The following is a 24,802-nucleotide window of genomic DNA, read 5'->3' as shown; positions in this document are numbered from 1 at the left end:
CCCCAGCCCGGCGCGCGCTCGTCTCCCCGCCCGGGCGGGGCGCCCGTGCTGTGTGCGCCGTGCGGGTTACTCGGTGTCGTAGCGGCGGGCGCGCTCCGAGCGGCAGATGTCCTCGATGGCGGCGTCGATCTCGCGCAGCAGTTCGGGGGTGCCGGACTTGCCGGTGTAGGTACCGGTGGGCCGCACGCGGCAGGTGAAGGTGATGAAACCGTGGTCCTCGCCGGACAGTTCGTGCAGGTACGGCGACCGCACACCGTAGGTCATGGCGGAGATGACGGTGAAGCAGCCGCTGCGCTCGCGATAGTCGGTGAACAGGTCGTGCAGCCGGTGGAACACCGCGGTGTAGGTCGACAGCGGGGCGAAGACGGCGACCCGGTGGGCCGGACCGCGTTCGGCGGAGGTGATCACCGTGTCGGCGAGGAACTCCGCGTCGCGCAGGGTGAGCACCTTCGGCGCGAACATCAGGGCGCCGGCGGCGGCGTTGCGCACCGGCATCCCGGCTGGACCGCGGGCGGCGGAGGCGATGGCGCCCAGCGACTTCCGGGCCCGCGCGCCGAGTTCGCGGCGGGCGCGCAGCGACGGCGTGGCGGTGGTGGGGTGCAGGCTCGACCACTGCCCGAACCGCACGGTGCCCAGCTGCACGTGCCCGGTGCCGACCGGCCGCGAGACCCGCAGCGGCGAGGTGTCCACCCAGCGGCCGACCTGGAGCATGGCGTCGCCGGGGTTGCGGATCTCGGCGACGGAGTGTTCGACGAAGGTGTCGAAGTCGAGGAAGCGGTGCGGGTCGGAGGCCAGCCAGGTGTGGTCCTTGTCGACCTCGACGGCCTCCAGGGTGAGGGCGGTGATGATGCCCGTGCGGCCCGCGCCGCCGAGGATGCGGCGGAAGCGGTCGGCGTGATGGGTGCGCCCGCAGGTGCCGAATCTGCCCTCCGGATCGACGTATTCGAGCGCCACGACGTTGTCGCTGAACATGCCGTAGCGGTGCGAGGCGGCACTGAGGCCGCCCACCGCGGCGAATCCGCCGGCGGTGATCTCGCGGTGGTCGCCGACTACCGGGAGCCCGAGGCCGTGCGCGGCGAGCGTGCGGTCGATATCGGACAGGCGCGCGCCGGCCTGCACCCGGACCAGCCGCGCGTCGGCGTCGACGGCCTGCACGCGGTTCATCCGCCGCAGCGACAGCACGACGCGGCGGTCCGGCGGGGCGAGTTCGTCCTCGTAGTCGCTACCGTGTTCGGCGCGCTCCCCGCCGCGGACGGTCAGCGGCTGGGGCCGGGAGTCACGCACCGTGCGGACGACGTCGGCGGTGTCGCGGGGTAGGTATTCTTCCGGCAGATCGGCCAAAGGGGTGCTCATGCCGTCGCCTCGCTGCTGTTCGGCTCCGGCATGCGCACGGGCGCATGGTGTTTCAGGACTCGCTCGCTGCGCACGCTCATGGCCCCACAGCTAACCACAGTCGCGGCCTTTCGTCTGCCCCGAGTCCGCGTCGCGGAGGGGGATCCCGGCGCGTCGCTCGCGACAGGTCGGGAACCGGGAAGGGAGTGCTTGTGGTGTGGGCTGGAGGGGAGTAACCAGGAGGGGTCCGTGGGTTGGCTCGGCGGCATGGCCGCGGCGGAATCGGGAGCGGGTAGATGAGTACGGTTCTGGTTACCGGGGGTAGGGGGGCGCTCGGCAGGCACATCGTGGCGCGATTGTCGGTGCGGGGACATGATGTGCGGGTCCTGTCGCGACGTGAGGGCGCCGAGACGCACGTCGGTGATCTCGCGACGGGGGAGGGACTGCGGGCGGCGGCGGAGGGCGCCGAGCTGATCGTGCATGCCGCCTCGGACTTCCGGCGGTTCGGCAGTCGGGACGCGGCGCAGACGCACAATCTGCTCGCGGTGGCGGGCGGGGCCCGGCATGTGCTGTATGTGTCGATTGTCGGGATCGACCGAATTCCGTTCCGCTACTACCGCAACAAGCTCGCGTGCGAGAAGTTGATCGCGAATAGTGGTGTGCCGCATACGATTCTGCGGGCCACTCAGTTCCACGACCTGATCGCCGCCGCACTCGGCGCGGTCGAGCGCCTGCCGTTGGCGCCGCTGCCGCTGGATTTCCGATTCCAGCCGGTGGCCACCGAGGACGTCGCCGTGCGGGTGGCGGATCTGATCGAGGGCGAACCGCTCGGGCAGGCACCGGATTTCGGCGGCCCCGAGGTGCTGACCCTGGCCGAATTGGCCGAACAGTGGCGCGCCGCGCGCGGCCGGCCGCGCCGCACGCTGCGAGTCCCGCTGTGGGGCAAGGTCGCTCGCGGTTTCCGCGCCGGCGCCAACACCTGCCCGGACCACGCCGACGGCACCCAGACCTGGGCTGGGTATCTCGCCGGGGACCCGGGCCGGACCTATCGACTGCGGGCATAACGGTCGATCCGACGGGCTACCATGTCCGAGCCCCGTGCCGCTGTGATCCAGCCGCGGGTGGCTCGGACAGTGTTGTCGTACTTCGGAATAGAGGCAAGCACATGAACCACAAGCTCTGGTTGCTCGGGCGATCCGTCGTGGTCGGTGCTCACCTACTAGGTGAAAAGATCACCCGGCCGAAGGCGCGGACCATCGACGACGTTCCGGTTTCGGGCGAGACGATCACCCCGGAATGGCTGACGGCGGTCTTGTGCCGCGAGGTTCCGGGCGCGGAGGTGCTGTCGTTCGATACCGCCGACGGCAGCCGCGGCACGTCCACCCGGATCGCGATCCAGGTCGAGTACAACGACGCGGGCGCCGAGGCGGGTCTGCCCACCGCACTCTTCGCGAAGACGACGACCGCGTTCAGCCAGCGCATCCTGCTCGGCGGCGGGCAGATGATCGAGGGGGAGACCCGTTTCTTCCGGGACTTCCGGCCGCGAGTCGACATGGAGGCGCCCACCGGCTACTGGGGTATCTCCGATCCGTCGTCGTGGCGTTCGATCGCGCTGATGGAGGACATCGGGGCGACGCGCGGGGCCATGTTCAGCGAGCCGACCGCGCCCATCGGCCGCGAGCAGATCGAAGACCTCGTCCGCAATCTGGCCCGACTACACGGCACGTTCTGGGCCGATCCGTCCATCGCGGTCCTGAACACCCCCGCGTACATGCTCGACGCCTATCTCGCCGCGATCGATATGAAGAAGCGCTGCGAGGTCGGCCTGCGACGGGCGGAAGAGGTTGTGCCCGAGGCGCTGCACGGGCAGAGCGAACGGCTGTGGGCGGGCGTCGAGCGCGCGATCGAGATCGCCACCCATGACATTCCGCCCACTCTGCTACACGGCGACCCGCACATCGGGCAGACCTATGTCACTCGGGACGGCCGGATGGGTCATGTCGATTGGCAGGTGGTGATGCGCGGTGGCTGGGCACACGATTTCGCCTACGCCGTGAACTCCGGGTGCGAGCCCGAGGACCGCCGCGCGTGGGACCGCGAACTGCTGGCGGCCTACCTGGACGAATTGGGGCAGGCTGGCGGCGCGGCCCCATCCTTCGACGACGCCTGGCTGCTCTACCGGCAGCAGTCGATGTTCGCCTATGCCGCATGGGCTTTCACGATCGGCCGGGCGGCGTATCAGCCCGAGATGCAATCCACCGAGACCTGTCTGACTTTGTTGAAGCGCATTACCACGGCAATCGACGATCACGATTCACTCACCGCCCTCGGCGTCTGATCGACGGCACAAGCACGCCTTCATGTAACAGTCTGGAGCTGTCTGTTGAGTACATCGCAGTCCGGGACACACACGCACGCCTGTCCCGTCATTCATAATTCACCGATAGATTCCGACGGCCCGCGGGTGGCGCTGTATTCCCCCGAGTTCGCCGCCGATCCGCACGATGTGTACCGCGAGATGCGGGAGCAGTACGGCCCGTTGGCGCCGGTCGAGCTGGCGCCCGGCGTGCCGGCCACGCTGGTGATCGGTTATCGCGCCGCGGTGCGAATTCTCAACGATCCCGAGCATTTTCCCGCGGACCCGCGCGTCTGGCAGCAGTCCGTGCCCGCCGACTGCCCGATCCTGCCGCTGCTGGAATGGCGGCCGATGGCCAGCCGGAGCACCGGCACGGATTACGTGCGGTATCGGCAGGCCATCACGGCGAGCATCGATACGGTGGATCTCTATGCCCTGCACGGGATCGTGGAGGACATCGCGATTCCCCTGATCAACAATTTCTGCCAGGACGGCCGCGCCGAACTGATCAGCCAGTACGTGTATCCGCTGGTTTTCGAGGTCGTCAATTACATGCTCGGCTGCCCGCCCGCGATCGGTCAGCAGGTCGCCGCGGGTACCGCCGCACTGCTCGAGGGAGTCGACGCCGAGGAGGGGAGCCGGATACTCGGCGAGGCGTTGATGAGTCTGGTGACTCTCAAGCGGTCGGAGCCGGGTAACGACATCACCTCTGTGCTGCAACAGCATTCGTCCGCGCTGGACGATGTGGAGGTCTCACATCACGTGTCTCAGGTCTACGGGACGGGCATCGAATTCGAACTGAACCTGATCACCAATACGCTGCTGGTGATCCTCACCGACGATCGATTCGGTGACAGCGTGCTGGGCGGGAGCCTGTCCTCCCGCGACGCCCTGGACGAGGTGCTGTTCGACGACCCGCCGCTGGCGAATCTGCTGATCACCTATCCTCGCCAGCCGATCCTCATCGACGACGTCTGGTTGCCGGCCCACCAGCCGGTCGTCATCAGCATGGCCGCCTGCAACAACGACCCCGCCATCCGGACCGGTGACCTGACGGGCAATCGTTCCCACCTGGCCTGGGGCATCGGCCCGCACGCCTGCCCCGCGCAATCCCTGGCCTGCCTGATCGCCCAGGACGCCATCGATCAACTCCTCGACGCCCTGCCCGAGATCACGCTCGACGTCTCGGAGGGCGCGCCGGACTGGCGGCCGGGCCCGTTCCACCGGGCGCTGACGGCACTGCCGGTCAGTTTCCCCCCGTCCGCGCCGCTGAACCTGAACCGCTCGGCTCGCCGGGCCTGACCCACGGGGCACGCTCCGGCGGGTTGGGGGGGGGGGCGGCCCCCGCGAGGGGGGGGGGGGGGGGGGGGGGGGGGGGCGCGGGGCGGGGGGGGGGGGGGGCGGGAGCCGCCCGGCCGCTCCGCCCCCCCCCGGTACTCGCTGCGTCGGGCGTGTGCGCCGGAGCTACTCGCCGGACGCGGGGAACGCGCCGCCCCGCACGCCCGCCGCGAAGGCGTCCCACTCGCCCGGGGTGAAGACGAGTGCCGGGCCGGACGGGTTCTTGGAATCCCGGACACCGACCAGCCCCTGATCGAGGAAGGCGACCTCGACGCAGTCCTTGGACCCACCGCTACGGCTGCTCTTGAACCACCGGGCTCCGGATAGATCAACGTTCACGCTGGTACTCCCTTGCCATATTGCGCAACAGCGCCCTGCTGCCGACCTCGTCCAACGTTACCGGCCGAATACGTTCGTACGCTGCCCAATACCGTCGCACGATGCCGACCTTCTCCGAGTACATGTCGCCGGTGTAGTTCTCGGCGTAGACGATCGTCGGCTCGATCGGCACGCCTCGGCTGTCCTCCGGGAACTCGAGGATGACGAACGTTCCGATCAAGTCGCCGGTCGGCATGCCGGACGCGAACGGCAGCACGCGGATGCTGACATTGGGCCGGGTGCCGATGTCTGCCAGATGCTTCAGCTGGGCCGCCATGATCGACCCATCGCCGATTACTCGACGGAGCACCGTCTCACCGAGTACCACGGTGAGCTGTGTCGGCTTGATCCTTCGAGTGATCAGGTGTTGTCGCCGCATCTTCATCTCGATGCGGCGCTCGTGTTCTTCGTCCGTGTCACCAGGATTCGCGAGCCGAGCCAGCACGCGTGCGTAGTTCGCCGTCTGAAGCAGTCCCGGAACAAGATCCGGCTGATACGTCGTCAATGTGTCGGCCGCCGACTCCAACCCCATGAACACGCTGAAGTTCGCCGGGATGACATCTCCGAACTCGTGCCACCACGACTTCTCAGCCGCTTCCTTGGCCAGGCCGCGCAGTGCCTCGCCCTGTTCCGGATCGATGCGATAGATCTCGATCATCGCGTCCAGGTCGCGGTCTCGAATCTTCTGATTCTGGCCCTTCTCGTATCGCTGCAGCGTGCTCGAGCCCCAATCCAGGAGCCGGGAGGCGCTGTCCAGTGTCAGTCCGATCGCCTCGCGCGCCTCGCGGAGCAGCCGACCGAGCTCACGGCGGGTGATGCTGCTGTCCCCCATAGATTCGTCCCCTTTCGGATCGTCCGGTGTTGCAGATTCGGGAAGACTCCGGCACGAAATTCGGCACACGTGCTGGGCTTTCGGCCGGATCCGAACGGTTTCCCGTTTCGCCTGCCCGGTCACTGTTGATTGGTGTGTCCTATTCCCACCACGGACGAGTTAGGTCCTCGGCACATATCTCCCCCTGCCCTGGATGGAAATGTGCCGGGACGACTCGCCCCGAACGACAACATCGACCTAAGGTCCGGAATGATGCGCAAAGTACAAGAAGTACAACCGAATTCGTCCCGAACAGAATACATGTTCGACACGTTTTCGGTAGGGAACGTCTCGATAAACCCGCGACGTGTCTGGAGAGGGGATGCGGGACAGCGCAATTCGAACAAGCGTCCATATTAGGTGAACGGCCCGCAATCTCGTCCCTGGAAAGCCTTCCCGCTCAGCTGGTCTCGGCCCGCAGGCCGTGCTCCGCTGCGTTCGGGCGGTCTGTCCCCGGCTGCACGCCGAAGAGCTGATCGGCCATGCGGAGCGAGGCGTCGATCGTGTCGAAACCCCGTGGGAGCATGATGTTTTCGTAGGCGGCGACCGCTTCGGTCAGGAACTGCTCGCCGCGGGCGGCGTCGAGTAGCGCTCCGGCGAGGTCGCCGCGTCCTGGAGGGCGGTGTTCGCGCCGACGCCGCCGGTCGGGGGCATCGTGTGGATGGCGTCGCCGAGCAGGGTGACGGGGCCGGACGGCCATGCCGGGACGCGCCGACCGGCCCGCAGCGCGATCGTGAAGAACGTGCCGGGCTCGGCACGGGCGAAGATCTCCCGCAGTTCCGGATGCCACCCGGCAGTGGCGGTGACCGTGAGTTTCCACAGTTCTTCGGGAGGCAACGTGAACAGCTCCGCGTCCGGCACGCCGAACCGTTCCGGGCGCGCGAGCAGGGTGACCATCGTGTAGTCCGGCGCGCCGTCGACGGGGGAGCGGTAGCGCACCGGCGCGAAACCGGCCCCGAATCCGGTGTCGTCGGAGACCCATTTGAATCCGCGCCGGAGGGCGGTGGGATACAGCGCCTCGGTCTCGGGCGTCAGCACCATCCGGCCGTAGACGCAGCGGATCCCCAGATCCCGCACCGTGGCGTGCGGGAGCAACTGCCGCCGCACCGCCGAGCCCACGCCGTCGGCGCCGACCAGCAGATCGCCCTCGTCGGTGCCGCCGTCGGCGAAATGCGCTCGGACGCGGCCGGATTCGGTGATCTCGTAGCCGGTCAGCGCGTGCCCGAACCGGACGGCGTCGTCGAGGCCGGTGAGCAGTCCCCGGCGGAAGACGTTGCGGTCGACATTGGTGATCTCGTCGTCGGTGAGATCGGGGAAGTGCTGGACCGTCACCTGTTCCAGGCGATGGGTGTACATGCCCAGCACGTCGTCGTTGCGGCCGCTGGTACGGCGCACCAGGTCGAACGTCTCCGGCGGCAGGCAGGCGCGCAGCGCGGCATTGCCGTCGGCGTCGATGTGCAGCCGATAGCCCTGATTGCGGGTCTGCGGGGTGGGGTCCTGTTCGTGGACGGCGACCTCCAGCCCGCCGCGCCGCAGCGCCTGGGCCAGTGTCAGCCCGCCGACGCCCGCGCCTGCGATGAGAACCCTTGGTGTATCCGGCATTTCGCGATCCTTCGTCGTCCGGCGAGTCCTGCCGCCCGCCGCGTCACGACTCCATCGTCAAGCGCTCGGGCAACTCTGTCAAGTGTTTGTTTGATTAGGTCATGCTGACGATTGATAATTGCAGGTGGATGTATGATCCGAGCTGTGTCCGTGTCGAAGCCCCGCAGGTCCCCCAAGCCGCAGGAGCGGCAGCGCGATCCGGAGCGCACGCGCGCGCTGATCCTGGACGCGGCCGTGGCGGAATTCGGCGCGCACGGGTACGCGGGCGCGAGGATCAGCGCCATCGCCGCCCGGGCAGGGGTCAACGTGCAGCTGATCTCCTACTACTTCGACGGCAAAGAGGGCCTGTACCAGGCTGTTTCGCAGCAGTGGCAGGAGCGGCGGGGGGAGTTGGCACCGCCCGGCACGCCGCTACCCGAACAGCTGCGCCGCTACGCCATGGAGGCGGTACACAATCCCGACGGCGCCCGCCTGCTCGCCTGGAGCGGATTGCAGTACACCGGGCCCGACGGCGACCCGGACCACGCCCCGCGCGCGCGGATACTGGCCGAGAGCGTCGGTGAACTACGCGCGCTACGGGATTCGGGCCGCCTGCCGGAGGAGGTGGACCCGGCCTGCCTGCTGATCATGCTGATGGCGGCCGCGATGGCACCGACCACGCTGCCGCAGGTGATCGAGGGCGTGTGCGGCGTGGATCCCCGATCCCCGGAATTCCTCGCGCATTTCGCCGATCAGACGGCCGTCTTGGCGCGGCTGCTCGGGCTGGAGCAGACCCCCGGCTAGGTGAGGGCGGGGACGGCCTCGTCGGCCGTGGTCGCGGGCGCGGCCTTGTCGGTGGTCGCGTAGTAGGACGTGGCGATGGTCGCCCGCTCCCGCCACAGGTGATAGAGGGCCAGGGCGAAGATCGTGGTGCCGATGACGTTGGCGAAGAAGTGCCACCAGACCCGGTAGGTCCAGAGGCCGGGTCCGGCGTCGAGCAGGCCGAACCACGTGGACAGGCCGATCGCCTTGGCGCCGAACAGCACCGACACGGTGAGCGCGATGTGCTCGAGCCCGTGAATGCCCTGCATCAGCACGCCCATCCGTCCCCATCGCCGCGCCCGGCTCCGGACCGCGTGCTGGGTGAGCAGGGCGAGACCGGCCAGCCCGGCGAGGAAGTGGAAATTGCCGACCAGGTGCAGGATCTCCATGCCCAGTGCGGGTTTCGTATGGTCCACCTTGCCGAAGCCGTTGGCCAGGGCGGTGCCCCACGGCGTCATCCAGCCGGGTTCGTTCGAATGGCCGATCCAGTAGACGACCTGGGCGACGTGCTCCTGGAAGTGCCCGAGCTGCGCCAGTACACCCAATCCGACGACCCCGAGCCCGGTCTGGAACATCCATGGCCGCAACGGCTTACGCAACGCCACGAACAGGACGGCGACGCCCGCCCACATCACCACCATCCAGACGACCATCCCGATCGCCCCGGCGACGGCCCATCCGCTGACCTCGGCAGTGTGCTGCATCTCCAACCGCCTTCCGGCTCACCCGACGACCGCGCCGATCGTGGAGTCCGATCGTTTGCGGCTCGAACCTACAGCGGCGCACGATCGCCCGTGCCGGTTTTCGGCGGCCTTGAAAAATCTCACAATTCGCCCGAAAATTCCACGGTGATCTTGCTGTTCGTGCCAGCCTGGAAGTCGCGTTGTCCTGCAGCGGAAACGAGCTGTGCGGTCTCGGCCGTCCGCCTGGAAAGATGCGGAGCATGAGTACGACCGGGGACGAGGTCCGCGCCTTTGCTCTGTCGTTGCCGGAGGTGTCGGAGCAATTCGCCTGGGGGATGCCGATTTTCCGGGTGGCGGGCAAGTTGTTCCTCACCCTCCCCGAGAACGAGACGTCGATGGCCGTGCGCTGCCCGATCGTCGACCGCGACGAACTGGTCGTCGCCGAGCCCGCCAAGTTTTGGATCGCCGCGCACGAGGCGAACAACGCCTGGGTCCGGGTACGCCTCGCGGCCCTGGACGATCGCGACGAACTGGCGGCCATCGTCACCGACTCGTGGCGGCTGGCCGCACCGCGAAACCTGGTGGACGAGGCCGGGTGAGCGGTTTCCTGGAGTTACTCCACGTCGACCGGAGGGCGAAATCGTCGTAGCGTCGATGTCGTGACTGTTCGAGAACACTTGCCCGCCACCGCGGGCGAGCTGCGCGCGGCCGGATACGAGCCGCGTGGCGTCAAGTCCGAGATTCGGGAGAATCTGCTGGCCCTGCTGGGTTCCGGCGGCGATCCGTGGCCGGGCATCGTGGGGTTCGACCGCACCGTGCTGCCACAGCTCGAGCGTGCGCTGCTGGCCGGGCACGACGTGGTCTTGCTGGGCGAGCGCGGCCAGGGCAAGACCCGATTGCTGCGCACCCTCGCGGGCCTGCTCGACGAGTGGACGCCGGTGATCGCGGGCGCCGAACTGGGCGAGCATCCGCTGGACCCGATCAGTCCGGCCGGTCGCCGGCTGGCCGCCGAACTCGGTGACGACCTGCCCGTCGCGTGGCGGCATCGTTCGGAGCGCTATGCCGAGAAGCTCGCCACCCCCGATACCTCCGTCGGCGATCTGATCGGCGACGTGGACCCGGTGAAGGTGGCCGAGGGCCGCAGCCTCGGCGATCCCGAGACCATTCACTTCGGGCTGGTCCCGCGCGCCCACCGCGGCATCGTCGCCATCAACGAGCTGCCCGACCTGGCTGAGCGGATTCAGGTGGCGCTGCTGAACGTGATGGAGGAGCGCGACATCCAGGTGCGCGGCTACACCCTGCGCCTGCCGCTGGACGTGCTGCTCGTCGCCACCGCGAATCCGGAGGACTACACCAACCGCGGCCGCATCATCACCCCGCTGAAGGACCGGTTCGGCGCCGAGATCCGCACCCACTACCCGCTGAGCATCGAGGCCGAGGTGGACTTGGTCCGGCAGGAGGCCGACCTGGTGGCCGAGGTCGGCGATCCGCTGATCGAGGTGCTCGCCCGGTTCGTGCGGCAGCTGCGCGAATCGGCCGCCATCGATCAGCGTTCCGGCGTTTCCGCGCGGTTTGCGGTCGCCGCGGCCGAGACGGTGGCGGCCGCCGCGCTGCGCCGGTCCGCCATCACGGGGGAGCGGCCCGCCGTCGCCCGTCCGGTCGACCTCGAGTCCGTGCCCGCTGTGCTGCGCGGCAAGCTGGAATTCGAGTCCGGTGAGGAGGGGCGCGAGCAGGAGCATCTGACGCATCTGCTCCGGCGCTCGTTCGCCGAGACCGCGCGCGAGCGGCTGGGCGGATTGAACCTACGGCCGCTGGCCGAGGCGGTCGGCGACGGCCACCTCGTCACCACCGGCGAGCGGGTGCCCGGTCAAGAGGTGCTCTCGGCGCTGCCCGAACTGCCGGTGCTGCACGAGGTGGCCACCCGGCTCGGGGTCGGGGCCGAGGATTCGCCGACCCGCATCGCCGCGGCCGTCGAATTCGCGCTGGAGTCGCTGTATCTGGCCCGGCAGATCGCCAAGGACTCCGACGAGGGCACCACGGTGTACGGCCGGTGACCGTTCCAGCTGATGAGGCGTCATGACACTGCCCGATCGCTATTCCTACGGCCCGTACCACGAGGGCCCCGATCCGCTGGCGCCGCCGCTGGACCTGCGCGAGGCGCTCGACCAGATCGGCCGCGACGTAATGGAGGGCAGCTCACCGCGTTCCGCGCTGGAGGAGTTGCTGCGGCGCGGCATGCGCAGCACCAGCGGCCTCGACGAGCTGACCCGGCGGCTGTGGCAGCGCCGGTCCGAGATCTCCCGGCGGAACCGGCTCGACGGATCGTTGCAGCAGGTCCGGCAGCTGCTCGACGAGGCCCTGGAGGCCGAGCGCCGCGCCCTGTTCCCGGACCCGTCCGACGACGCCCGCTTCGCCGAGGCGCAGCTGGACGCGCTGCCGTCGAGCACGGCCGCCGCGGTGGGCGAACTGTCGGAGTACTCCTGGCGTTCGGAGACCGGCCGGGAGAACTACGCGAAGATTCGCGACCTGCTCGGCCGCGATCTGCTCGAATCGCGTTTCCAGGGCATGAAGCAGGCGCTGGAGAGCACCACGCCCGAGGACGTCGAGCGCATCCGGGAGATGATGTCGGATCTCAACGACCTGCTCGCGGCGCATGCGCGCGGTGACGACACCGCGCGGCAGTTCGCCGACTTCATGGAGCGGCACGGTGAATTCTTCCCCGAGAACCCGCGCGACACCGACGAATTGATCGATGCGCTCGCCGCCCGCGCCGCCGCCGCCCAGCGCATGATGAACTCGATGTCGGCCGAGCAGCGCGCCGAGCTGTCCGAGCTGGCCGGGCAGGCGTTCGGGGATCCGCGCATCGCCGCACAGGTCGCCGCGCTGGACGCCAATCTGCGCTCGTTGCGCCCGGGTGAGGACTGGGAATCGGCGCAGCGGTTCCGCGGCGAGGACCCGCTGGGGCTCGGCGAGGGCGCGCAGGCGTTGCAGGACCTGGCCGAATTGGACGCTCTCGCCGAACAACTCGGCCAGTCCTATCCCGGCGCGCGGCTGGAGGACATCGACCTCGACGCCCTGGCCCGCCACCTCGGCGACGACGCGCGGGTGGACGCCGCCCGGCTGGCCGAGCTGGAGCGGGAACTGCGCCGCCAGGGCCTGTTCGAGCGCGCGCCCGACGGCTCACTTCGCTTGACGCCCAGGGCATTGCGGCGACTCGGCGAGACGGCGCTGCGAGATGTCGTGGGGCAGTTGCGTTCCCGGCGCGGCGAGCGCGACACCGCGCTGGCGGGTGCGGCGGGCGAGCCGACCGGTTCCACGCGCGCCTGGCAGTTCGGCGACACCGAACCGTGGGACGTGCCGCGCACCGTCCGCAATGCCGTGCTGCGGTCGGCCTCGACGGGCAGTCGCGCGGTGGCGCTGGATGTTTCGGATGTCGAGATCATGGAGACCGAGCAGCGCGCGCGGGCCGCGGTGGCGTTGTGCGTCGACACCTCCTGGTCGATGGTGCAGGACGGCCGGTGGGTGCCGATGAAGCGCACCGCGCTGGCGCTGCATCACCTGATCGGCACCCGATTCCGTTCCGACGCACTGGATCTCATCACCTTCGGGCGCTACGCCACCCCCGTCGACCTCGGTGAGCTGACCGCGCTGGAACCGGTCTGGGAGCAGGGCACCAACCTGCACCACGCGCTGCTGCTGGCCGGTCGGCACCTGCGCCGGCATCCGGACGCGGTGCCCGTGGTGCTGGTCGTCACCGACGGCGAGCCGACCGCGCATCTGGAGCCGGACGGCGAGGCCTACTTCGACTGGCCGCCGGACCCGCGCACGTTGGGCGTGACGATGGCGCAGGTGGACGCGCTGGCCAAACTGGGCGCGTCGGTCACCGTGTTCATGCTCGGCGAGGATCCGCGGCTGGCGGCGTTCGTGGATCTGATGGCGCGGCGCAGCGGCGGGCGCGTGGTGGCGCCCGATCTCGACGGGCTGGGTGCGGCCGTCGTCAGTGACTACCTGCGGGGGCGGCGCGGGTAACCGGCCGGGCGAGGGTTCGCGGTAGCCCACTATTGAACGTGCCGTTAAATAACGGTACATTGTTCAGGGTAAGGGATGGCTCGTGCGGCTGCCTGGCCGCGGCGGTCGCCCATCCGTGAAAACTATTGCAGGTTAGGACGTTCCGATGTCTCGGACTCACACACCCGTACGTTCCCGGCAGCGTCTGTTCCGGGTCGTCGCCGCTCTGACGGTCGTCGCCGCACCCATCGTGGTCGCCGCGCCCGCCTTCGCCGCCCCCGAGGCCGGGGTGCCGCTCGTGGTCGAGCAGCAGCCCGCCGCGGCGCCCGGCGACGCGGCCGCACAGGACATCCACGGCCGGGGCTGGGGTCACCGCGGCTGGGGCCACGGCGGCTGGGGCAACCGTGGCTGGGGCAACCGTGGCTGGGGCCACGGTGGCTGGGGCCACGGTGGCTGGTACGGCGGCGGCTACAACCCCGGCTGGTACGGCCGCGGCCCGTCGACCGGCAGCGCCTTCTGACACTGACCATCGGTCCCGACGACAGCTCCCTCTGCGGGTGACCGCCGGCTCCGACGACAGTGCCTCCTGACGGTGACCAAAGGTCCCGACGGGAGTGTCTTCGACGGTGACCAAAGGTCCCGACGGGAGTGTCTTCCGACGGCGACCGTCGGTCCCCAACTCCGACCCGCGCGGGCGGGGCCGCCAAGGCCCCGCTCGCGCGGGTTCCCGCCGCCCGGGAATGGATTGTGCGCCGCGCACGGTTGGCACGATCGACCCCACGGGCGGAGGAGTACGCGCATGAAGATCCGTTTCGGCGTCGGCACGAGTTCGGGCACCGGTCCGGAGGAGTTCGCGGCACTCGTGGACCGGCTCGAGTCGGCCGGGGTCGACTCGCTGTGGCTGTCCGAGCTGGTGTATTCGAAGTCGGTCGACCCGTTCGTCGGCATGGCGTTCGCGCTGGCCCGCACGACGCGGCTGAAGGTCGGTACTTCGGTGGCCATTCTGCCGGGCCGCCATCCCGTGCTGGTGGCCAAGCAGCTGGCCTCGCTCGCCGCTCTGGCGCCCAAACGGGTGCTGCCGGTCTTCGGCCTGCAACCGGCGCGCGCCGGTGAACGCGACCTGTTTCCGGTGCCGCCGGGTAAGCGCGGCGCGGTCTTCGACGAATCACTGCGGCTGCTGCGGACCGCGCTCGACCATGACGAATTCGCCTTCGAGGGTGAGTTTTTCACCGTCGGCGACGCCGGTCTCGGGGCGCGCCCCGCGCGTCCCCTCGATATCTGGCTCGGCGGTTCCGCGCCCGCGGCGTATCGCCGGATCGGCCGTCTCGCCGACGGCTGGCTCGGCAGCTTCCTGACGCCCGCCGAGGCGGCGGACGGCCGCAGGGCGATCCAGGCCGCGGCAGCCGAGGCGGGCCGCGAGATCGAGGCCGATCATTTCGGTATCAGTCTGGTGCTGGCCCCGGATGGCCTGCCCGACGATCTGGCGGCCGGCATCGTCCGCCGCAGGCCCGGCGCGGACCCGTCGGATCTGGTGGCGGGCAGCTGGAAAGAATTGCATCGGCTGATCGACGGCTATCTCGAGGCCGGTCTCAGCAAGTTCGTCGTCGGCACGGTCGGGGAGCCGCTGACCGGCGAGTTCATCGATCGTTTCACCGCGGAACTGCTGCCGCGGCAGAACTGAAGCCGCCCAGGCCTTTCGAGGCCGACGCCGAGGGACGGAAGCGGCTCATGGTGCGTCTGTCCCTCGGCGCCGGTTGTATCCGAGACAGTGCCCGGCAGGCCACGAGGCAACCACCGGACACCACCCAGTATTCGAACCTGCTCGCGAAACGGTTTGGTCCGTGTTTCGCCCCACCTCTTCACATACCTTCCGGTGAGTACCCCACAAATTTGTAAGTACTTGTCCGGAGCCACAGTGTCGGACAGCCTGAATATCAGCGCGCGCGAAACCCATCGTTTCGTTTTTCGAAGGAGCTGACCGGCAAATGACGACAACCTCGCGGACTCCCGTGACGGTACTGGGCCTCGGTGCGATGGGCGGTGCGCTGGCCGCGGCGTTCCTCGCCGGCGGCCACCCGACCACGGTGTGGAATCGCAGCGCGGGCAAGGACATCGAGCTGGTCGCGGCCGGAGCGGCGCGGGCCGACTCTGTGCGCGCGGCGGTGACGGCCGGGGAACTGGTCGTGGTGGTGCTGCTCGACCACGCCTCGGTGCACGAGACCCTCGATCCGGTCGCCGACGCCCTGGCCGGGCGGGCGGTGGTCAACCTCACCAGCACCGCGCCCGAGGATGCGCGGGAGCTGGCGCGCTGGGCGGCGGGGCACGGCATCGACTATCTCGACGGCGGCATCATGGCCGTTCCGGACATGATCGGCCGGCCCGGGTCCTCGATTCTCTACAGCGGCTCGCGCCCGATATTCGACACCCACCGTCCGACGCTCGAACTGCTCGGCGCCGCAGAGTATTTCGGCGACGACGCGGGCATCGCCTCGCTCTACGACTTCGCGTTGCTGGCGGGCATGTACATCATGTTCGCCGGTTTCCAGCACGGCGCGGCGATGGTTCGTTCGGCGGGCGGCTCCGCGGAGGATTTCGGCGCCCGCGCCGCGGCCTGGTTCTCGGCGGTGTCATCGACGCTGCCGTCCCAGGGCCGCGTGATCGACAGCGGCGACTACAGCCGGCCCCTGCAGGACCTGCGGTTCACCAAGAAGGCACTGGACGCGATCGTGCGATCCGGCCGCGATGCCGGGGTGTCGCTGGACGTCCTGCGGCCGGTGCAGGCGCTGGTCGATCGCCAGATCGCCGACGGGTACGGCGCCGAGGCCACCGAGCGTATGTACGAGGGGCTGGCCGGGCCGCGCACCGGTCGGTGAGACAGGGGTCCGCCGAATTCCGGATTTGCCTGTCGTAACGGACAATAGAGTCCTACCGCGCAAGGCGGACGACGTCGGCCGCAGCGGCGCCAATGTCAGCGAAAGGTCGCGACACATGCTAATTTCGCCTCGCATCGCCGCTGCGGGACCGACGCACGCCCGCCTGCGCGACACGCTTACCACGAGCGGTGAAGGGGACGGCGGTCGATGAGAATTCAGCCACGGCGGCAGATTCTGGCAGTCTGGCGGTCATTGCTGCGTACCTGTTACGCCGACGGCACATGGGTCTGGGGCGGGCGCGACGGTTCCAACTCCATCAGCGACGCCGAGCAATTGCTGTGCCTGCTGTACCCCGCCACCGAGATCGCCAGCTTCGCCCTGGACAATCCCGACGAGCTGTCCGACGACGTCGAGGTGGTGATGGCGCCGCTGGGCCGGGGCCCGAAGATCGGGCTGAAGCTCGTCGAGGTGCTGGAGGACTATTGGGCCCGCTACACCGCGCCCGACGGTGAGCCGATCTTCTCGGCGGGAACCTACCTGCGGTCGAGCGAGGAAACGCGCCCGCCGACCGAGCGGCAGCGCGGCCTGGACGTGGTCGACTCCTACTCGATGTCGCTGACCTTGTGCCTGGCGACGTTGAAGTTCCTGCGCGCGTTCCGGCGATGGGTGAAGACGCGTCCCACCCCGGCCACGTCGCTCGACGCCCGGATCGACGCGCTCGAGCAGCAGGTCACCGCGCGGCTGACGGCCGCGATGACCGGTCTGGTGCGCAGTTTCGTGGTCAACACCGTGGACCCGAAATCCGAAGCGGGCCAGGTCATGCTGACCATGTTCAACCAGACCGGCGCCTCCGACGAGGCGGTGGTCACGACGGTGAACCGGCGGCTCGATCGGCTGCGCGTGCGGCTGCGCCGGGACGTCACCCTGAGCCAGACCCCGGACATCGACCTCGAAGACGAGACGCTGCTGTTCGAATGCGGCTGGAGCTGGGGTGTGGCCCGGCAGGCGGCGCCCATCGAGTTCGTGGCGGCGGCGATCGGCGCCCAGCCCGGCTACGCGATCGATCGGCCCTACCTGTACTTCACGGTGGTCGCGCTGGACGGCATCAACGACCTGACCTCACCGCGGACCCGCGAACTGGACCTGCTCGACGGGCAGCAGCGGCGGCTCGCCGAGGCGCTGCAACTGCGGTGGGATCTGGCGCAGCGGTACTGGTCGGCCATGGCGCGCTACGGCGAGGGCCGCTGGCCGCTCGAGGACATCCCGTGGCGCACGTCCGACGGCGAGGAGTCGGACTACTTCAGTCTGTCGGTGTCCGCGGTGCTGATCCAGGACCTGATCAACCGGGAAGCCAGCGACGACGATCTCACCAGGGCCACACCGATTTTCGACGAGCTGGCGCGCCGCGGCCGGATCATCCGCCGGCTGACCGAGGACGACCGGGCCCGCGACCTGCACGTGCCGGGTGTCCGGTTGTCGCTGCTGGGCACCGAGACGCTCGACGAGGGCCCGCTGCTGGAGTGGACGGTGTCGGACTACGCGCCGGTCCTGCTCAAGCGAACCCTGCAGGCGGCCAGGCTTTCCGGAACTCTCACGACCCGCGACCGCCTGCTGGAACTCGCGCAGTCGACGATGGACCACTTGGAGCGCCGCGCCTTCAAGAAGGGGTCTGCCGAGGGCCTGTGGGACAACGCCGACGAGGTGTTCAAGATCAAGTGGGCACCCGGCGCGGCCCCGGACCTGTCGAACGAGCCGCCGTCCCCGGAGCCGAACGGCACAGGGCCGAAACCGTCGTGGTATCTCACCGAGCGCGTAATCGAATGCCTCGTCGCCGCCGACCTCACCTTCCGGGAGCCGCCGCTGCGGTCCATCACCTCCGCGGTGCGCGCGCTGGAATTGCTCAACGAGGCCGAGCATCTGCTGAATCAGAAATTGCTCCAGCTCAGCGAACAGGACATGACGAAGAATCGCCTCGCCTTGGAAACCGTGCATCAGCAATTGGAACGCGCGCGGGCCGTGATCGACGAGCGGCCCGGCACGGCGCACAGTCTGTGCGCCGAGGCGCTGCGCGAGCTGGACGGACTGGTGTTCGCCGACCAGGACGCGAAGAGGAGCGTGTAGCGCCGTGCTCGTTTTCTCGACCTCGGACAAGGGTGGCACCGGACGCTCGGTGACCAGCTGCAACGTGGCGTATCGGCTGAGCATCAAGGGCCGCAACGTGGCCTACCTCGACTTCGATTTCGGATCGCCGACGTCCGGCGCCTTGTTCGAGGTCAATCGCATGGAGCGGGGCACCCCCGACAACGACGGGCTGCACGGTTATCTGCTCGGTTCCAGCACCATTCTCACCCCGCGCAATGTCCGCTCGGAAACGGGCCGTGCGGAGTTGCGCGAGCCGCGTCATCCCTACAAGCTGATGCTCTATCCCGGCGATCGTGGCGGCGCGGAATTCCTGACCGCCGACGACCGGACCGTGAAGCGCTGTGTCGAATTGCTGGTGGCCTGCGAGCAGGAATTCGACGTGACGATCGTGGATCTCAGCGCCGGGCGCTCGGTGGCGCTGGAAATCGCCCTGCGCGCCACCGGGAAGAAGCAACTGCGCGGTGCGGTGACGCGCTGGCTGGTGTTCCATCGCTGGACCCGCCAGCACATTCTGGCGACGAACGGCCTGGTGCACGGCCAGCACGGCCTACTGGCCACGGGCGCCGAGTGCGGCCACGATCAGAGGCGGCTGGCGGCCGCGATCCGTTATGTGCGTACCGCGGTGCCCTCGGCCAACGATCACGCGTCGGCCGACAGCGGGCCGCAGGCGGCGTGGCTGCGCGCGCAAGACGACGCGTTGCGGAAATTGGCGACGGCCAATCAGCTGGGGTGGAGTGTGGTGCTCGGTTCCACGCCGATGGAGCCGATGTTGCAGTGGCGCGAGCAGGTCGTCCTCGATGCGGACGTCTCGGCGAAGATCGCGAACGAGAAGACGGTGCTCGCTTTCCAAGAGCTGGCCGGTGGCCTGACCGACGACGCGGTCTGGGAAGGGGTCTGACAATGCCGGAGTCACCCGTATACAGCGAGGCGACCGCGGAGATCCGGGTCGCCGAGGTGCCGTTGTCGCATCTGTCCATCGAGACCGGCCATTTCTATATGAACGAGCTGATCAACGGGCAGCAGAACATTCGCGCGCAATTTCGCGAGGTGGTCGATCAGGTCGAGTTCTACACCGCCTCGGCGCGCAAGCGATTCGGATCCGCCGCGCGGGTCAGCACCTGTTTCCTGATCGACGACTACTTCGCCCCGGACACGAACCCGACCGAAATCCTGAACAAACTCCTGAACGCGGCCGACGACTGCGGGCTGCGGATCGACTATCTCGCGCGCGAGGCCGGGTGCTGGGAATATCCGGTGTATGTCGACGGCGTTCCCACCGGGCCGATGGTGAAGCTGGCGGAGACCATGGCCGCGCGGGTCGTGGCCGAGCCGTCGGACAACACCACTGGCCGGCGGCCGCCGGACGTGGAGTCCGGCTGGTTGTGCAACGGCCGCCGTTCCTCCGACCACGATCCCGCGCAGGCGATGCGCGCGCAGGACTACCGGCCGCCTCTGGCGTACGGCCGCCGCGTGCATTCGATATTTCTCGATACCGAGATGTGGGACAGCCCGATGGAAGGTGTCGACGACAAGCACACCCGCTGGTCGTGCCCGTTCCTGGCATCCATCTGGCAGCTGTTGCGGCTGGGCATGGTGCGATTCGAGGGCGCGGCGCCGTTCCATCCCCAGCTCCGCAGCAGGAAGGAGGGGTGGGAGGACCACTGGTGGGAGATGCCGGCGGTGATCCAGCTGAACCCGGACGCGAAACCGTTCGCCGCGTACCGTTCGCTGTCCATCCTCCCGCAGGATTACCTGGGCATCGAGCACGCCGTGCACGTCATCCTCGACCACCTCGAGCTCGACGAGCAGGTCTGGGAACTGATCTCGGCCCGCGGTGGGCGGGAACGGGTTCCGGTCGAGGTGCCGCGCGAGACCAGCAAGCGACTCTCCCATGTCCTGCTGGACGGGTGCCTCGCATGACTCCCTCCGGCGCGGGGTCGGCCGAGACGCCCGTCGCCCTACTCGGCGACATCCACACCTGCCTGCTACCGTCGCGGACCGTGCTCGACACGTCGGCCGTGGTAGAGGTGCTGGATGCGGTGAAACCCGGCAGTGGCGTGACGTCGCTGGAACGTCCGGTGCCCCTGGCGATTTCGTCGCCGCGAGTCGAGGGCGTGGACTGCACGCTGGCCACCGCGTCGGGCCGGGCCGTGCACGGCATCGGCACCGTGCTGTCGCGCGTGATCGTGATCGGCGGGCGGGTGATGCAGAGTTCCACCCAGACCGCGGTGACCCAGGCGAGCGTGAACCAACGCCAGTCGTGGGTGCACTACCTCGCGCGCGCGGGCACGGTCGAGGCGGTGACGGAGCTGGGCGCCGACTCCGGACGCCGGCTCGCCGACGGCTATCTGCGCAGCAACGGGCCCGACCGGCTCGACCTGGCGGCGATCAGCGGCCGGCTCGCGACGCTGATCCGGATGGACACCCGGCTCGACCAGCAGGTCCCGATCCGGGCCGCGACCACGCGACTGCGCTGGGCCGTCGAGATCGCGGCCGCGCCCGAGCAGCCGCCCAGCTTCTCGTTCCGGCTGGACAACGACACGTCGCGCTCGGTGCGCGTCACCGTCGCGGCGCGCGATGTCGATGCGGCCCAGCGGTTTTGCGAGGATCTCGCCGTCCACGACTGGCTGCTCACCACCATCACCCAGCTGTTGCGCGACGCCGACCGCTTCGAATCCTCCAGCGACGCTTCGATATTGCTCGCGCCGATGCTGGAACAGCTGGTGCCGCTGTGGATGCCGGGCGCGCACACGCCGCCCGCGCTGCGCCGGCTCTGGGCGGAGTTGGAGGCGGCCCCGGGGTTCACCCGGCAGTGGACGGCGCGTGCCGAACAGCTGCGCGACCGGATGATGACGGCGACGCTCAACGCGCTGCGCAACTCCAAGATCAGCAGCAACGACTGGTGATCACAGCCGGAACCAGCGCCGCACCAGCAGGGCGAAGAAGACCGAGGTCGTCAGCAGTCCGGTGTACGCCTCGAGGACGAACACCAGCCGCTTCGCGCCCGCGAGTCCGGCCGTGTCGTCGGGGCCGAGCGGGTTGAGGTAGTTGGTCAGGCATTCGTAGACGATGGTCATCGTCGACTGCGTCGACAGCAGCCGCACGACGGCGGTGAAAAACAGCAGCTGCAACGCCATCCAGATCAGCATGCGGAACGGCCGATATCCGTAGCCGCACAACAGATCCGGGAACATGCTCGCGGCCCGGCGCCAGCGGACCGGCTGCGCGCGGCGGCGGGCTCGGGCCAATTCCAGGTTGCACCGGTCCTCGCCGTCGACATCCTCGTCCTGCCGGTACAGGCTCGCCGCGCGCCGGAATGCCAAGGCGGCGTGGGCAGGTAGCACCGTGGTCAGGGTGTCGCCGAGGCGCTCGTAGATCTCGGCGAGGTTCCTGGTCTGCGCCCGGCTCAACCGCAGCGGGCCCCGGTACTCGACTTCGGCGGCGAGCAGGGCGCTGAGCAGTTCGGGGGAGACGATCCGATCGCCGCCGCGCGGCCGGGCGGTGCGCGGCTGCCGTGCGGCCGCGTAGATGCGCCGGAACACGAGACTGTCGCTGTTGCGCCGGATTCCAGGCGGGTCGTAGCGGGCGACGACCGATTCGACATGTGCGGTAAAGGAATCCAGCAGTTGCGGTTCGTCGAGGCGCGGTTGTTCGGTGTGTGCGCCGGCGAGGAACTGGTCCACGGCGGCGGCGTAGGAGGTGGCGCGGCGCTCGACCCGCGTCGACATCGAGCGGACGAAAGGCGAGTCCTGCTGTCGCTCGTCCACAGTCCGCAGGCCCCCTACAAGAATCGGCGCCGACCCCGGGCGCGCTTCCACGATAGCAACGTCGCTCCGCGGGCCGGTGTTTGTTGCTCCCGCGGACGGGCACCCGGGCCGTATGACCCCCGACGATCACACGCAACCACGGTCCGCGGGCTCGCCGTCGCAGGTCACCGAGAGCGACCTGCGGCAGTTGCTGCAGAGCGGCAGTCCGGGCACCCGACTAGTCCTGCTGGAGGGGCGAATTCAGCTCGTGCCGGGCGCCGCGGACGAAGCGGACGGCCTCTCCCTGATCACTCGCGGCGAACTGGCCGGGCAGATCGGCGACAATCCCGCCGACGCCGAACTCACCGTGGCGGCCGAAACCCTGAACACCGAGATCCGGCTACAGGGCGCCTGAGTCCGCTCTCAATCGAGTACCGCAGCGTCATCGAGGGCTGCGTGGGCTCGCTGTGGCAGCTGGTGTTCGAGGAGCAAAGTGAGTTGGGTGCGGGCGTCGTCGAAGGGGCGTGCGCTCTTGAGGGCGCGGCTCTGCAGAATGGCGCCCTCGATGACCGAGAGCAGCACGCCGGCCAGGGCGTCGGCGGCCTGCGGCGCGGCGCCGGCGGCTACCAGCCCGGCGGCCAGGCGGGCGGTCCAGTCGGTGAAAGCCTGCCCGGCGGCGGCCTGCACCGCGGGATCGAGTTCGTCCAGGGCGGCGGCCATCATGAACGAGCCCTCGCGGTATTCGCTGGACTCGAGCGGATCGCGCCAGAACGCGAACAACTCGTCCAGCCACCGCGGCACCGACGGGGCCTGCGCCAGCGCCTCGGCGGCGACGCTGACGTGCGAGTACACCACGCGCGACACGATCCGGGCCGCGGTCTCCACGAGTTCGCCCTTGCCGGCCGGAAAATGCTGATAGAGCGAATTACGTGAGGCGTTGCTGCGTTTCAGCAGTTCGCTGAGCCCGGCCGCGTGCACGCCGTGTTCCTGCACCGTGGCGATGGTGCTCGCGATCAGCCGGCCGCGCGGTCCGCTCGTCAACGGATCTCCTTCAGCACTTGTGTGAACCGTTCGGTCCATGCTAGACGTAATCCCGTGTGGACCGATTGGTTCACCCGGAGAGGATGCCCCATGCCCGCCCACATCGCCACCGCCGCCCCGGTCACCCACGCCGCCATGCTCGGCCTCGGTGCCTATCGCCCGCGCCGGGTCGTCCCCAACGCCGAGATCGTCGATCGCATCGACTCCTCCGACGAGTGGATCCGGACCCGGTCCGGCATCGCCGAGCGGCGCTGGGCCGAGCCCGACGAGACCATCGTCTCGATGAGCACCGCCGCCGCCCGCGACGCGCTCGCCGCGGCGGGACTGGCGCCGGAGAAGGTCGACGCGGTGGTGCTGGCGACCTCCTCGCAGATGGTGCTCGGGCCGTCGGCGGGTGCGGTGGTGGCGACCGAACTCGGCCTGCACGACACCCCCGCCTTCGACGTCTCGGCCGGGTGCGCGGGCTTCTGCTACGCCCTGGCCGACGCCGCGAGCCTGGTCCGGGCGGGACAGGCCCGGTATGTGCTGGTGATCGGCGTGGAGCGGCTGTCGGATCTGCTGGACCCGGCCGACCGCAGCTGCGCGTTCATCTTCGCCGACGGCGCGGGTGCGGTCGTCGTCGGACCGGCCGAGGCGGAGGGCATCGGCCCGGCGGCGTGGGGTTCGGACGGCAGTCAGACCGCGGCCATCAAGCAGGACAAGGACTTTCAGGAGTACTTCGCGGAGGTCGCCGCCGCGGAGGCCGTCGGCGGCACCTCGGTGCGGCCCTACATCCGGATGAACGGGTCGGCCGTATTCCGCTGGGCGGTCACCTTTCTGGAGAAGGCGTGCCGCGACGCGCTGGACGCCGCCGGTGTCACGGTGGACGACCTGGACGCCTTCGTGCCGCACCAGGCCAATATCCGGATCACCGACGCGCTGGTCCGCGCGCTGCGTGTGCCCGACTCCGTCGCGGTGGCCCGCGACATCATCGAGACCGGCAACACCAGCGCGGCGTCCATCCCCATGGCCATGGAACAGCTGCTGCGCTCCGGCGCCGCCCGGCCCGGCGACACGGCGCTGCTGCTCGGCTTCGGCGCGGGCCTGGCCTACGCGGGCCAGGTGGTGCATCTGCCGGCCGTACTCGCCACCGACGACCGGTCCCAGGCCCGCATCTTCACCGCGGAGTAACTTCGTGGCACCATGCCACGGAACGGTTTTCCGTGATAAGGGTACGAGGCGGAAAGCCCGCTTCTCGAGAGGAACCAGCCTGATGATGAAACGCACCGTCGCTGCGGCAACGGCAGCAGTTGCGGCCTCGCTCTTCGCCTTCGGCCAGTCCTGGGCGCAGGAACCGGTCAGCCAGTTCGTGGTGATGGAGAACCTGGCGGCGACCGCCCACGTCGACGACCCGGCCGAGAACACCTGCTACCCGGGTGTCATCACCGCCGAGGCCCCGCGCACGATGTACTGGCGCAACACCACCCCGTACTACGCCACCATCTACACCCGCGCCGAGAACGGCGGCGAGTGCGGTGGCCCGGTGCTGGCCCGGCTGCACCCGAACGAGGCCCCCGGCGTGCCGATCACGCTGACCGGCGCGATCATCGACATCAGGTTCTCGTCGTTCCAGTGATCGGCGAGCATCGCGC

Annotated in this window: 25 protein-coding genes; 17 read left to right on the top strand and 8 right to left on the bottom strand. The window is 69.2% G+C overall.

Annotation, left to right across the window (positions count from 1 at the left end):
- Nucleotides 1–66 precede the first annotated feature (66 nt).
- Nucleotides 67–1,353 carry an FAD-binding oxidoreductase gene (locus tag QH470_RS11835; protein ID WP_280272368.1) on the bottom strand — a complete coding sequence of 429 codons (1,287 nt, stop codon included), beginning with the start codon at nt 1,351–1,353 and terminating at the stop codon, nt 67–69.
- A 275-nt stretch (nt 1,354–1,628) separates the two neighbouring features.
- On the opposite strand from QH470_RS11835, the gene QH470_RS11830 reads away from it, so the two are divergent.
- From QH470_RS11830 to QH470_RS11820, 3 genes are all read left to right on the top strand, one after another.
- Entirely contained in the window at nt 1,629–2,396 is a 768-nt protein-coding gene (locus tag QH470_RS11830; RefSeq protein WP_280272367.1) for an SDR family oxidoreductase, read from the top strand.
- Between the two features lie 101 nt (nt 2,397–2,497).
- Nucleotides 2,498–3,670, top strand: a complete 1,173-nt coding sequence (locus QH470_RS11825) for an aminoglycoside phosphotransferase family protein (protein ID WP_280272366.1) — start codon at nt 2,498–2,500, stop codon at nt 3,668–3,670.
- A 45-nt stretch (nt 3,671–3,715) separates the two neighbouring features.
- Complete coding sequence (locus tag QH470_RS11820) at nt 3,716–4,990, top strand: cytochrome P450 family protein (RefSeq protein WP_280272365.1); 1,275 nt, start codon at nt 3,716–3,718, stop codon at nt 4,988–4,990.
- Nucleotides 4,991–5,152: 162 nt separating this feature from the next.
- On the opposite strand, the gene QH470_RS11815 is transcribed toward QH470_RS11820, so the two are convergent.
- The 4 genes from QH470_RS11815 to QH470_RS11800 all read right to left on the bottom strand — a co-directional run bounded on the left by QH470_RS11815 (nt 5,153) and on the right by QH470_RS11800 (nt 7,877).
- The gene (locus QH470_RS11815) at nt 5,153–5,365 is read right to left on the bottom strand and encodes a DUF397 domain-containing protein (protein ID WP_280272364.1); all 213 of its coding nucleotides are present in this window, start codon (nt 5,363–5,365) and stop codon (nt 5,153–5,155) included.
- Nucleotides 5,355–6,236 (bottom strand): helix-turn-helix domain-containing protein, encoded by an 882-nt coding sequence (locus QH470_RS11810; RefSeq protein ID WP_280272363.1) that lies wholly within the window; start codon nt 6,234–6,236, stop codon nt 5,355–5,357. Before QH470_RS11810 ends, QH470_RS11815 begins: the two co-directional genes overlap by 11 nt.
- 439 nt (nt 6,237–6,675) lie before the next feature.
- Nucleotides 6,676–6,801 (bottom strand): hypothetical protein, encoded by a 126-nt coding sequence (locus QH470_RS11805; RefSeq protein WP_280272362.1) that lies wholly within the window; start codon nt 6,799–6,801, stop codon nt 6,676–6,678.
- 29 nt (nt 6,802–6,830) lie between these two features.
- Nucleotides 6,831–7,877: an FAD-dependent oxidoreductase gene (locus QH470_RS11800; protein ID WP_280272361.1), complete on the bottom strand. Its 1,047-nt coding sequence runs from the start codon at nt 7,875–7,877 to the stop codon at nt 6,831–6,833.
- Nucleotides 7,878–8,021: 144 nt separating this feature from the next.
- On the opposite strand from QH470_RS11800, the gene QH470_RS11795 reads away from it, so the two are divergent.
- Nucleotides 8,022–8,660, top strand: coding sequence for a TetR/AcrR family transcriptional regulator (locus tag QH470_RS11795; protein ID WP_280272360.1), 639 nt, complete (start codon nt 8,022–8,024; stop codon nt 8,658–8,660).
- Here QH470_RS11795 and QH470_RS11790 read toward each other — a convergent pair.
- Nucleotides 8,657–9,382 carry a DUF6008 family protein gene (locus QH470_RS11790; protein WP_280272359.1) on the bottom strand — a complete coding sequence of 242 codons (726 nt, stop codon included), beginning with the start codon at nt 9,380–9,382 and terminating at the stop codon, nt 8,657–8,659. The two genes, QH470_RS11795 and QH470_RS11790, sit on opposite strands and share 4 nt — an antisense overlap.
- 239 nt (nt 9,383–9,621) lie before the next feature.
- On the opposite strand from QH470_RS11790, the gene QH470_RS11785 reads away from it, so the two are divergent.
- From QH470_RS11785 to QH470_RS11740, 10 genes are all read left to right on the top strand, one after another.
- Nucleotides 9,622–9,960, top strand: a complete 339-nt coding sequence (locus QH470_RS11785; RefSeq protein WP_280272358.1) for an MmcQ/YjbR family DNA-binding protein — start codon at nt 9,622–9,624, stop codon at nt 9,958–9,960.
- Nucleotides 9,961–10,020: 60 nt separating this feature from the next.
- Complete coding sequence (locus QH470_RS11780; RefSeq protein WP_280272357.1) at nt 10,021–11,415, top strand: ATP-binding protein; 1,395 nt, start codon at nt 10,021–10,023, stop codon at nt 11,413–11,415.
- Between the two features lie 22 nt (nt 11,416–11,437).
- Complete coding sequence (locus tag QH470_RS11775; protein ID WP_280272356.1) at nt 11,438–13,390, top strand: vWA domain-containing protein; 1,953 nt, start codon at nt 11,438–11,440, stop codon at nt 13,388–13,390.
- Between the two features lie 145 nt (nt 13,391–13,535).
- On the top strand, nt 13,536–13,889 hold the full coding sequence (locus QH470_RS11770) for a hypothetical protein (RefSeq protein WP_280272355.1): 354 nt from the start codon (nt 13,536–13,538) through the stop codon (nt 13,887–13,889).
- A gap of 279 nt (nt 13,890–14,168) precedes the next feature.
- On the top strand, nt 14,169–15,050 hold the full coding sequence (locus QH470_RS11765) for a TIGR03854 family LLM class F420-dependent oxidoreductase (RefSeq protein WP_280272354.1): 882 nt from the start codon (nt 14,169–14,171) through the stop codon (nt 15,048–15,050).
- Between the two features lie 304 nt (nt 15,051–15,354).
- Complete coding sequence (locus QH470_RS11760) at nt 15,355–16,242, top strand: NAD(P)-dependent oxidoreductase (protein WP_280272353.1); 888 nt, start codon at nt 15,355–15,357, stop codon at nt 16,240–16,242.
- Nucleotides 16,243–16,449: 207 nt separating this feature from the next.
- Nucleotides 16,450–18,363: an SCO2524 family protein gene (locus tag QH470_RS11755; RefSeq protein WP_280272352.1), complete on the top strand. Its 1,914-nt coding sequence runs from the start codon at nt 16,450–16,452 to the stop codon at nt 18,361–18,363.
- Between the two features lie 4 nt (nt 18,364–18,367).
- Nucleotides 18,368–19,282, top strand: a complete 915-nt coding sequence (locus QH470_RS11750; RefSeq protein ID WP_280272351.1) for an SCO2523 family variant P-loop protein — start codon at nt 18,368–18,370, stop codon at nt 19,280–19,282.
- Nucleotides 19,283–19,284: 2 nt separating this feature from the next.
- Nucleotides 19,285–20,304, top strand: coding sequence for an SCO2522 family protein (locus QH470_RS11745; protein WP_280272350.1), 1,020 nt, complete (start codon nt 19,285–19,287; stop codon nt 20,302–20,304).
- A complete protein-coding gene (locus QH470_RS11740) occupies nt 20,301–21,290 on the top strand; it encodes an SCO2521 family protein (RefSeq protein ID WP_280272349.1) in 990 nt (329 codons plus the stop codon). The genes QH470_RS11745 and QH470_RS11740 overlap by 4 nt, the downstream gene beginning before the upstream one ends.
- Here QH470_RS11740 and QH470_RS11735 read toward each other — a convergent pair whose 3' ends face one another.
- Entirely contained in the window at nt 21,291–22,112 is an 822-nt protein-coding gene (locus QH470_RS11735) for a hypothetical protein (protein WP_280272348.1), read from the bottom strand.
- A gap of 151 nt (nt 22,113–22,263) precedes the next feature.
- Between QH470_RS11735 and QH470_RS11730 the strand changes: the two genes are divergently transcribed.
- The gene (locus QH470_RS11730) at nt 22,264–22,545 is read left to right on the top strand and encodes a hypothetical protein (protein WP_280272347.1); all 282 of its coding nucleotides are present in this window, start codon (nt 22,264–22,266) and stop codon (nt 22,543–22,545) included.
- An 8-nt stretch (nt 22,546–22,553) separates the two neighbouring features.
- Here QH470_RS11730 and QH470_RS11725 read toward each other — a convergent pair whose 3' ends face one another.
- Nucleotides 22,554–23,171 carry a TetR/AcrR family transcriptional regulator gene (locus tag QH470_RS11725; RefSeq protein ID WP_280272346.1) on the bottom strand — a complete coding sequence of 206 codons (618 nt, stop codon included), beginning with the start codon at nt 23,169–23,171 and terminating at the stop codon, nt 22,554–22,556.
- A gap of 90 nt (nt 23,172–23,261) precedes the next feature.
- Here QH470_RS11725 and QH470_RS11720 point away from each other — a divergent pair, with 90 nt between their 5' ends.
- On the top strand, nt 23,262–24,341 hold the full coding sequence (locus tag QH470_RS11720) for a beta-ketoacyl-ACP synthase III (RefSeq protein ID WP_280272345.1): 1,080 nt from the start codon (nt 23,262–23,264) through the stop codon (nt 24,339–24,341).
- A gap of 82 nt (nt 24,342–24,423) precedes the next feature.
- Entirely contained in the window at nt 24,424–24,786 is a 363-nt protein-coding gene (locus QH470_RS11715) for a hypothetical protein (RefSeq protein ID WP_280272344.1), read from the top strand.
- Nucleotides 24,787–24,802: the final 16 nt, after the last annotated feature.

The sequence above is a fragment of the Nocardia wallacei genome (genome assembly GCF_029868745.1).
Classification (GTDB): Bacteria; Actinomycetota; Actinomycetes; order Mycobacteriales; family Mycobacteriaceae; genus Nocardia; species Nocardia wallacei_B.
This window is presented reverse-complemented; position numbering and strand designations above follow the sequence as displayed.

Excerpts from the sequence above, each read along its gene's own strand:
- QH470_RS11715 (WP_280272344.1), top strand. The coding sequence starts at position 24,424 with ATGATGAAACGCACCGTCGCTGCGGCAACGGCAGCAGTTGCGGCCTCG.
- QH470_RS11835 (WP_280272368.1), bottom strand. The coding sequence starts at position 1,353 with ATGAGCACCCCTTTGGCCGATCTGCCGGAAGAATACCTACCCCGCGAC.
- QH470_RS11770 (WP_280272355.1), top strand. The coding sequence starts at position 13,536 with ATGTCTCGGACTCACACACCCGTACGTTCCCGGCAGCGTCTGTTCCGG.
- QH470_RS11760 (WP_280272353.1), top strand. The coding sequence starts at position 15,355 with ATGACGACAACCTCGCGGACTCCCGTGACGGTACTGGGCCTCGGTGCG.
- QH470_RS11720 (WP_280272345.1), top strand. The coding sequence starts at position 23,262 with ATGCCCGCCCACATCGCCACCGCCGCCCCGGTCACCCACGCCGCCATG.
- QH470_RS11730 (WP_280272347.1), top strand. The coding sequence starts at position 22,264 with ATGACCCCCGACGATCACACGCAACCACGGTCCGCGGGCTCGCCGTCG.
- QH470_RS11805 (WP_280272362.1), bottom strand. The coding sequence starts at position 6,801 with ATGCTCCCACGGGGTTTCGACACGATCGACGCCTCGCTCCGCATGGCC.
- QH470_RS11765 (WP_280272354.1), top strand. The coding sequence starts at position 14,169 with ATGAAGATCCGTTTCGGCGTCGGCACGAGTTCGGGCACCGGTCCGGAG.
- QH470_RS11735 (WP_280272348.1), bottom strand. The coding sequence starts at position 22,112 with ATGTCGACGCGGGTCGAGCGCCGCGCCACCTCCTACGCCGCCGCCGTG.
- QH470_RS11825 (WP_280272366.1), top strand. The coding sequence starts at position 2,498 with ATGAACCACAAGCTCTGGTTGCTCGGGCGATCCGTCGTGGTCGGTGCT.
- QH470_RS11800 (WP_280272361.1), bottom strand. The coding sequence starts at position 7,877 with ATGCCGGATACACCAAGGGTTCTCATCGCAGGCGCGGGCGTCGGCGGG.
- QH470_RS11785 (WP_280272358.1), top strand. The coding sequence starts at position 9,622 with ATGAGTACGACCGGGGACGAGGTCCGCGCCTTTGCTCTGTCGTTGCCG.
- QH470_RS11775 (WP_280272356.1), top strand. The coding sequence starts at position 11,438 with ATGACACTGCCCGATCGCTATTCCTACGGCCCGTACCACGAGGGCCCC.
- QH470_RS11810 (WP_280272363.1), bottom strand. The coding sequence starts at position 6,236 with ATGGGGGACAGCAGCATCACCCGCCGTGAGCTCGGTCGGCTGCTCCGC.
- QH470_RS11755 (WP_280272352.1), top strand. The coding sequence starts at position 16,450 with ATGAGAATTCAGCCACGGCGGCAGATTCTGGCAGTCTGGCGGTCATTG.
- QH470_RS11740 (WP_280272349.1), top strand. The coding sequence starts at position 20,301 with ATGACTCCCTCCGGCGCGGGGTCGGCCGAGACGCCCGTCGCCCTACTC.
- QH470_RS11790 (WP_280272359.1), bottom strand. The coding sequence starts at position 9,382 with ATGCAGCACACTGCCGAGGTCAGCGGATGGGCCGTCGCCGGGGCGATC.
- QH470_RS11745 (WP_280272350.1), top strand. The coding sequence starts at position 19,285 with ATGCCGGAGTCACCCGTATACAGCGAGGCGACCGCGGAGATCCGGGTC.
- QH470_RS11830 (WP_280272367.1), top strand. The coding sequence starts at position 1,629 with ATGAGTACGGTTCTGGTTACCGGGGGTAGGGGGGCGCTCGGCAGGCAC.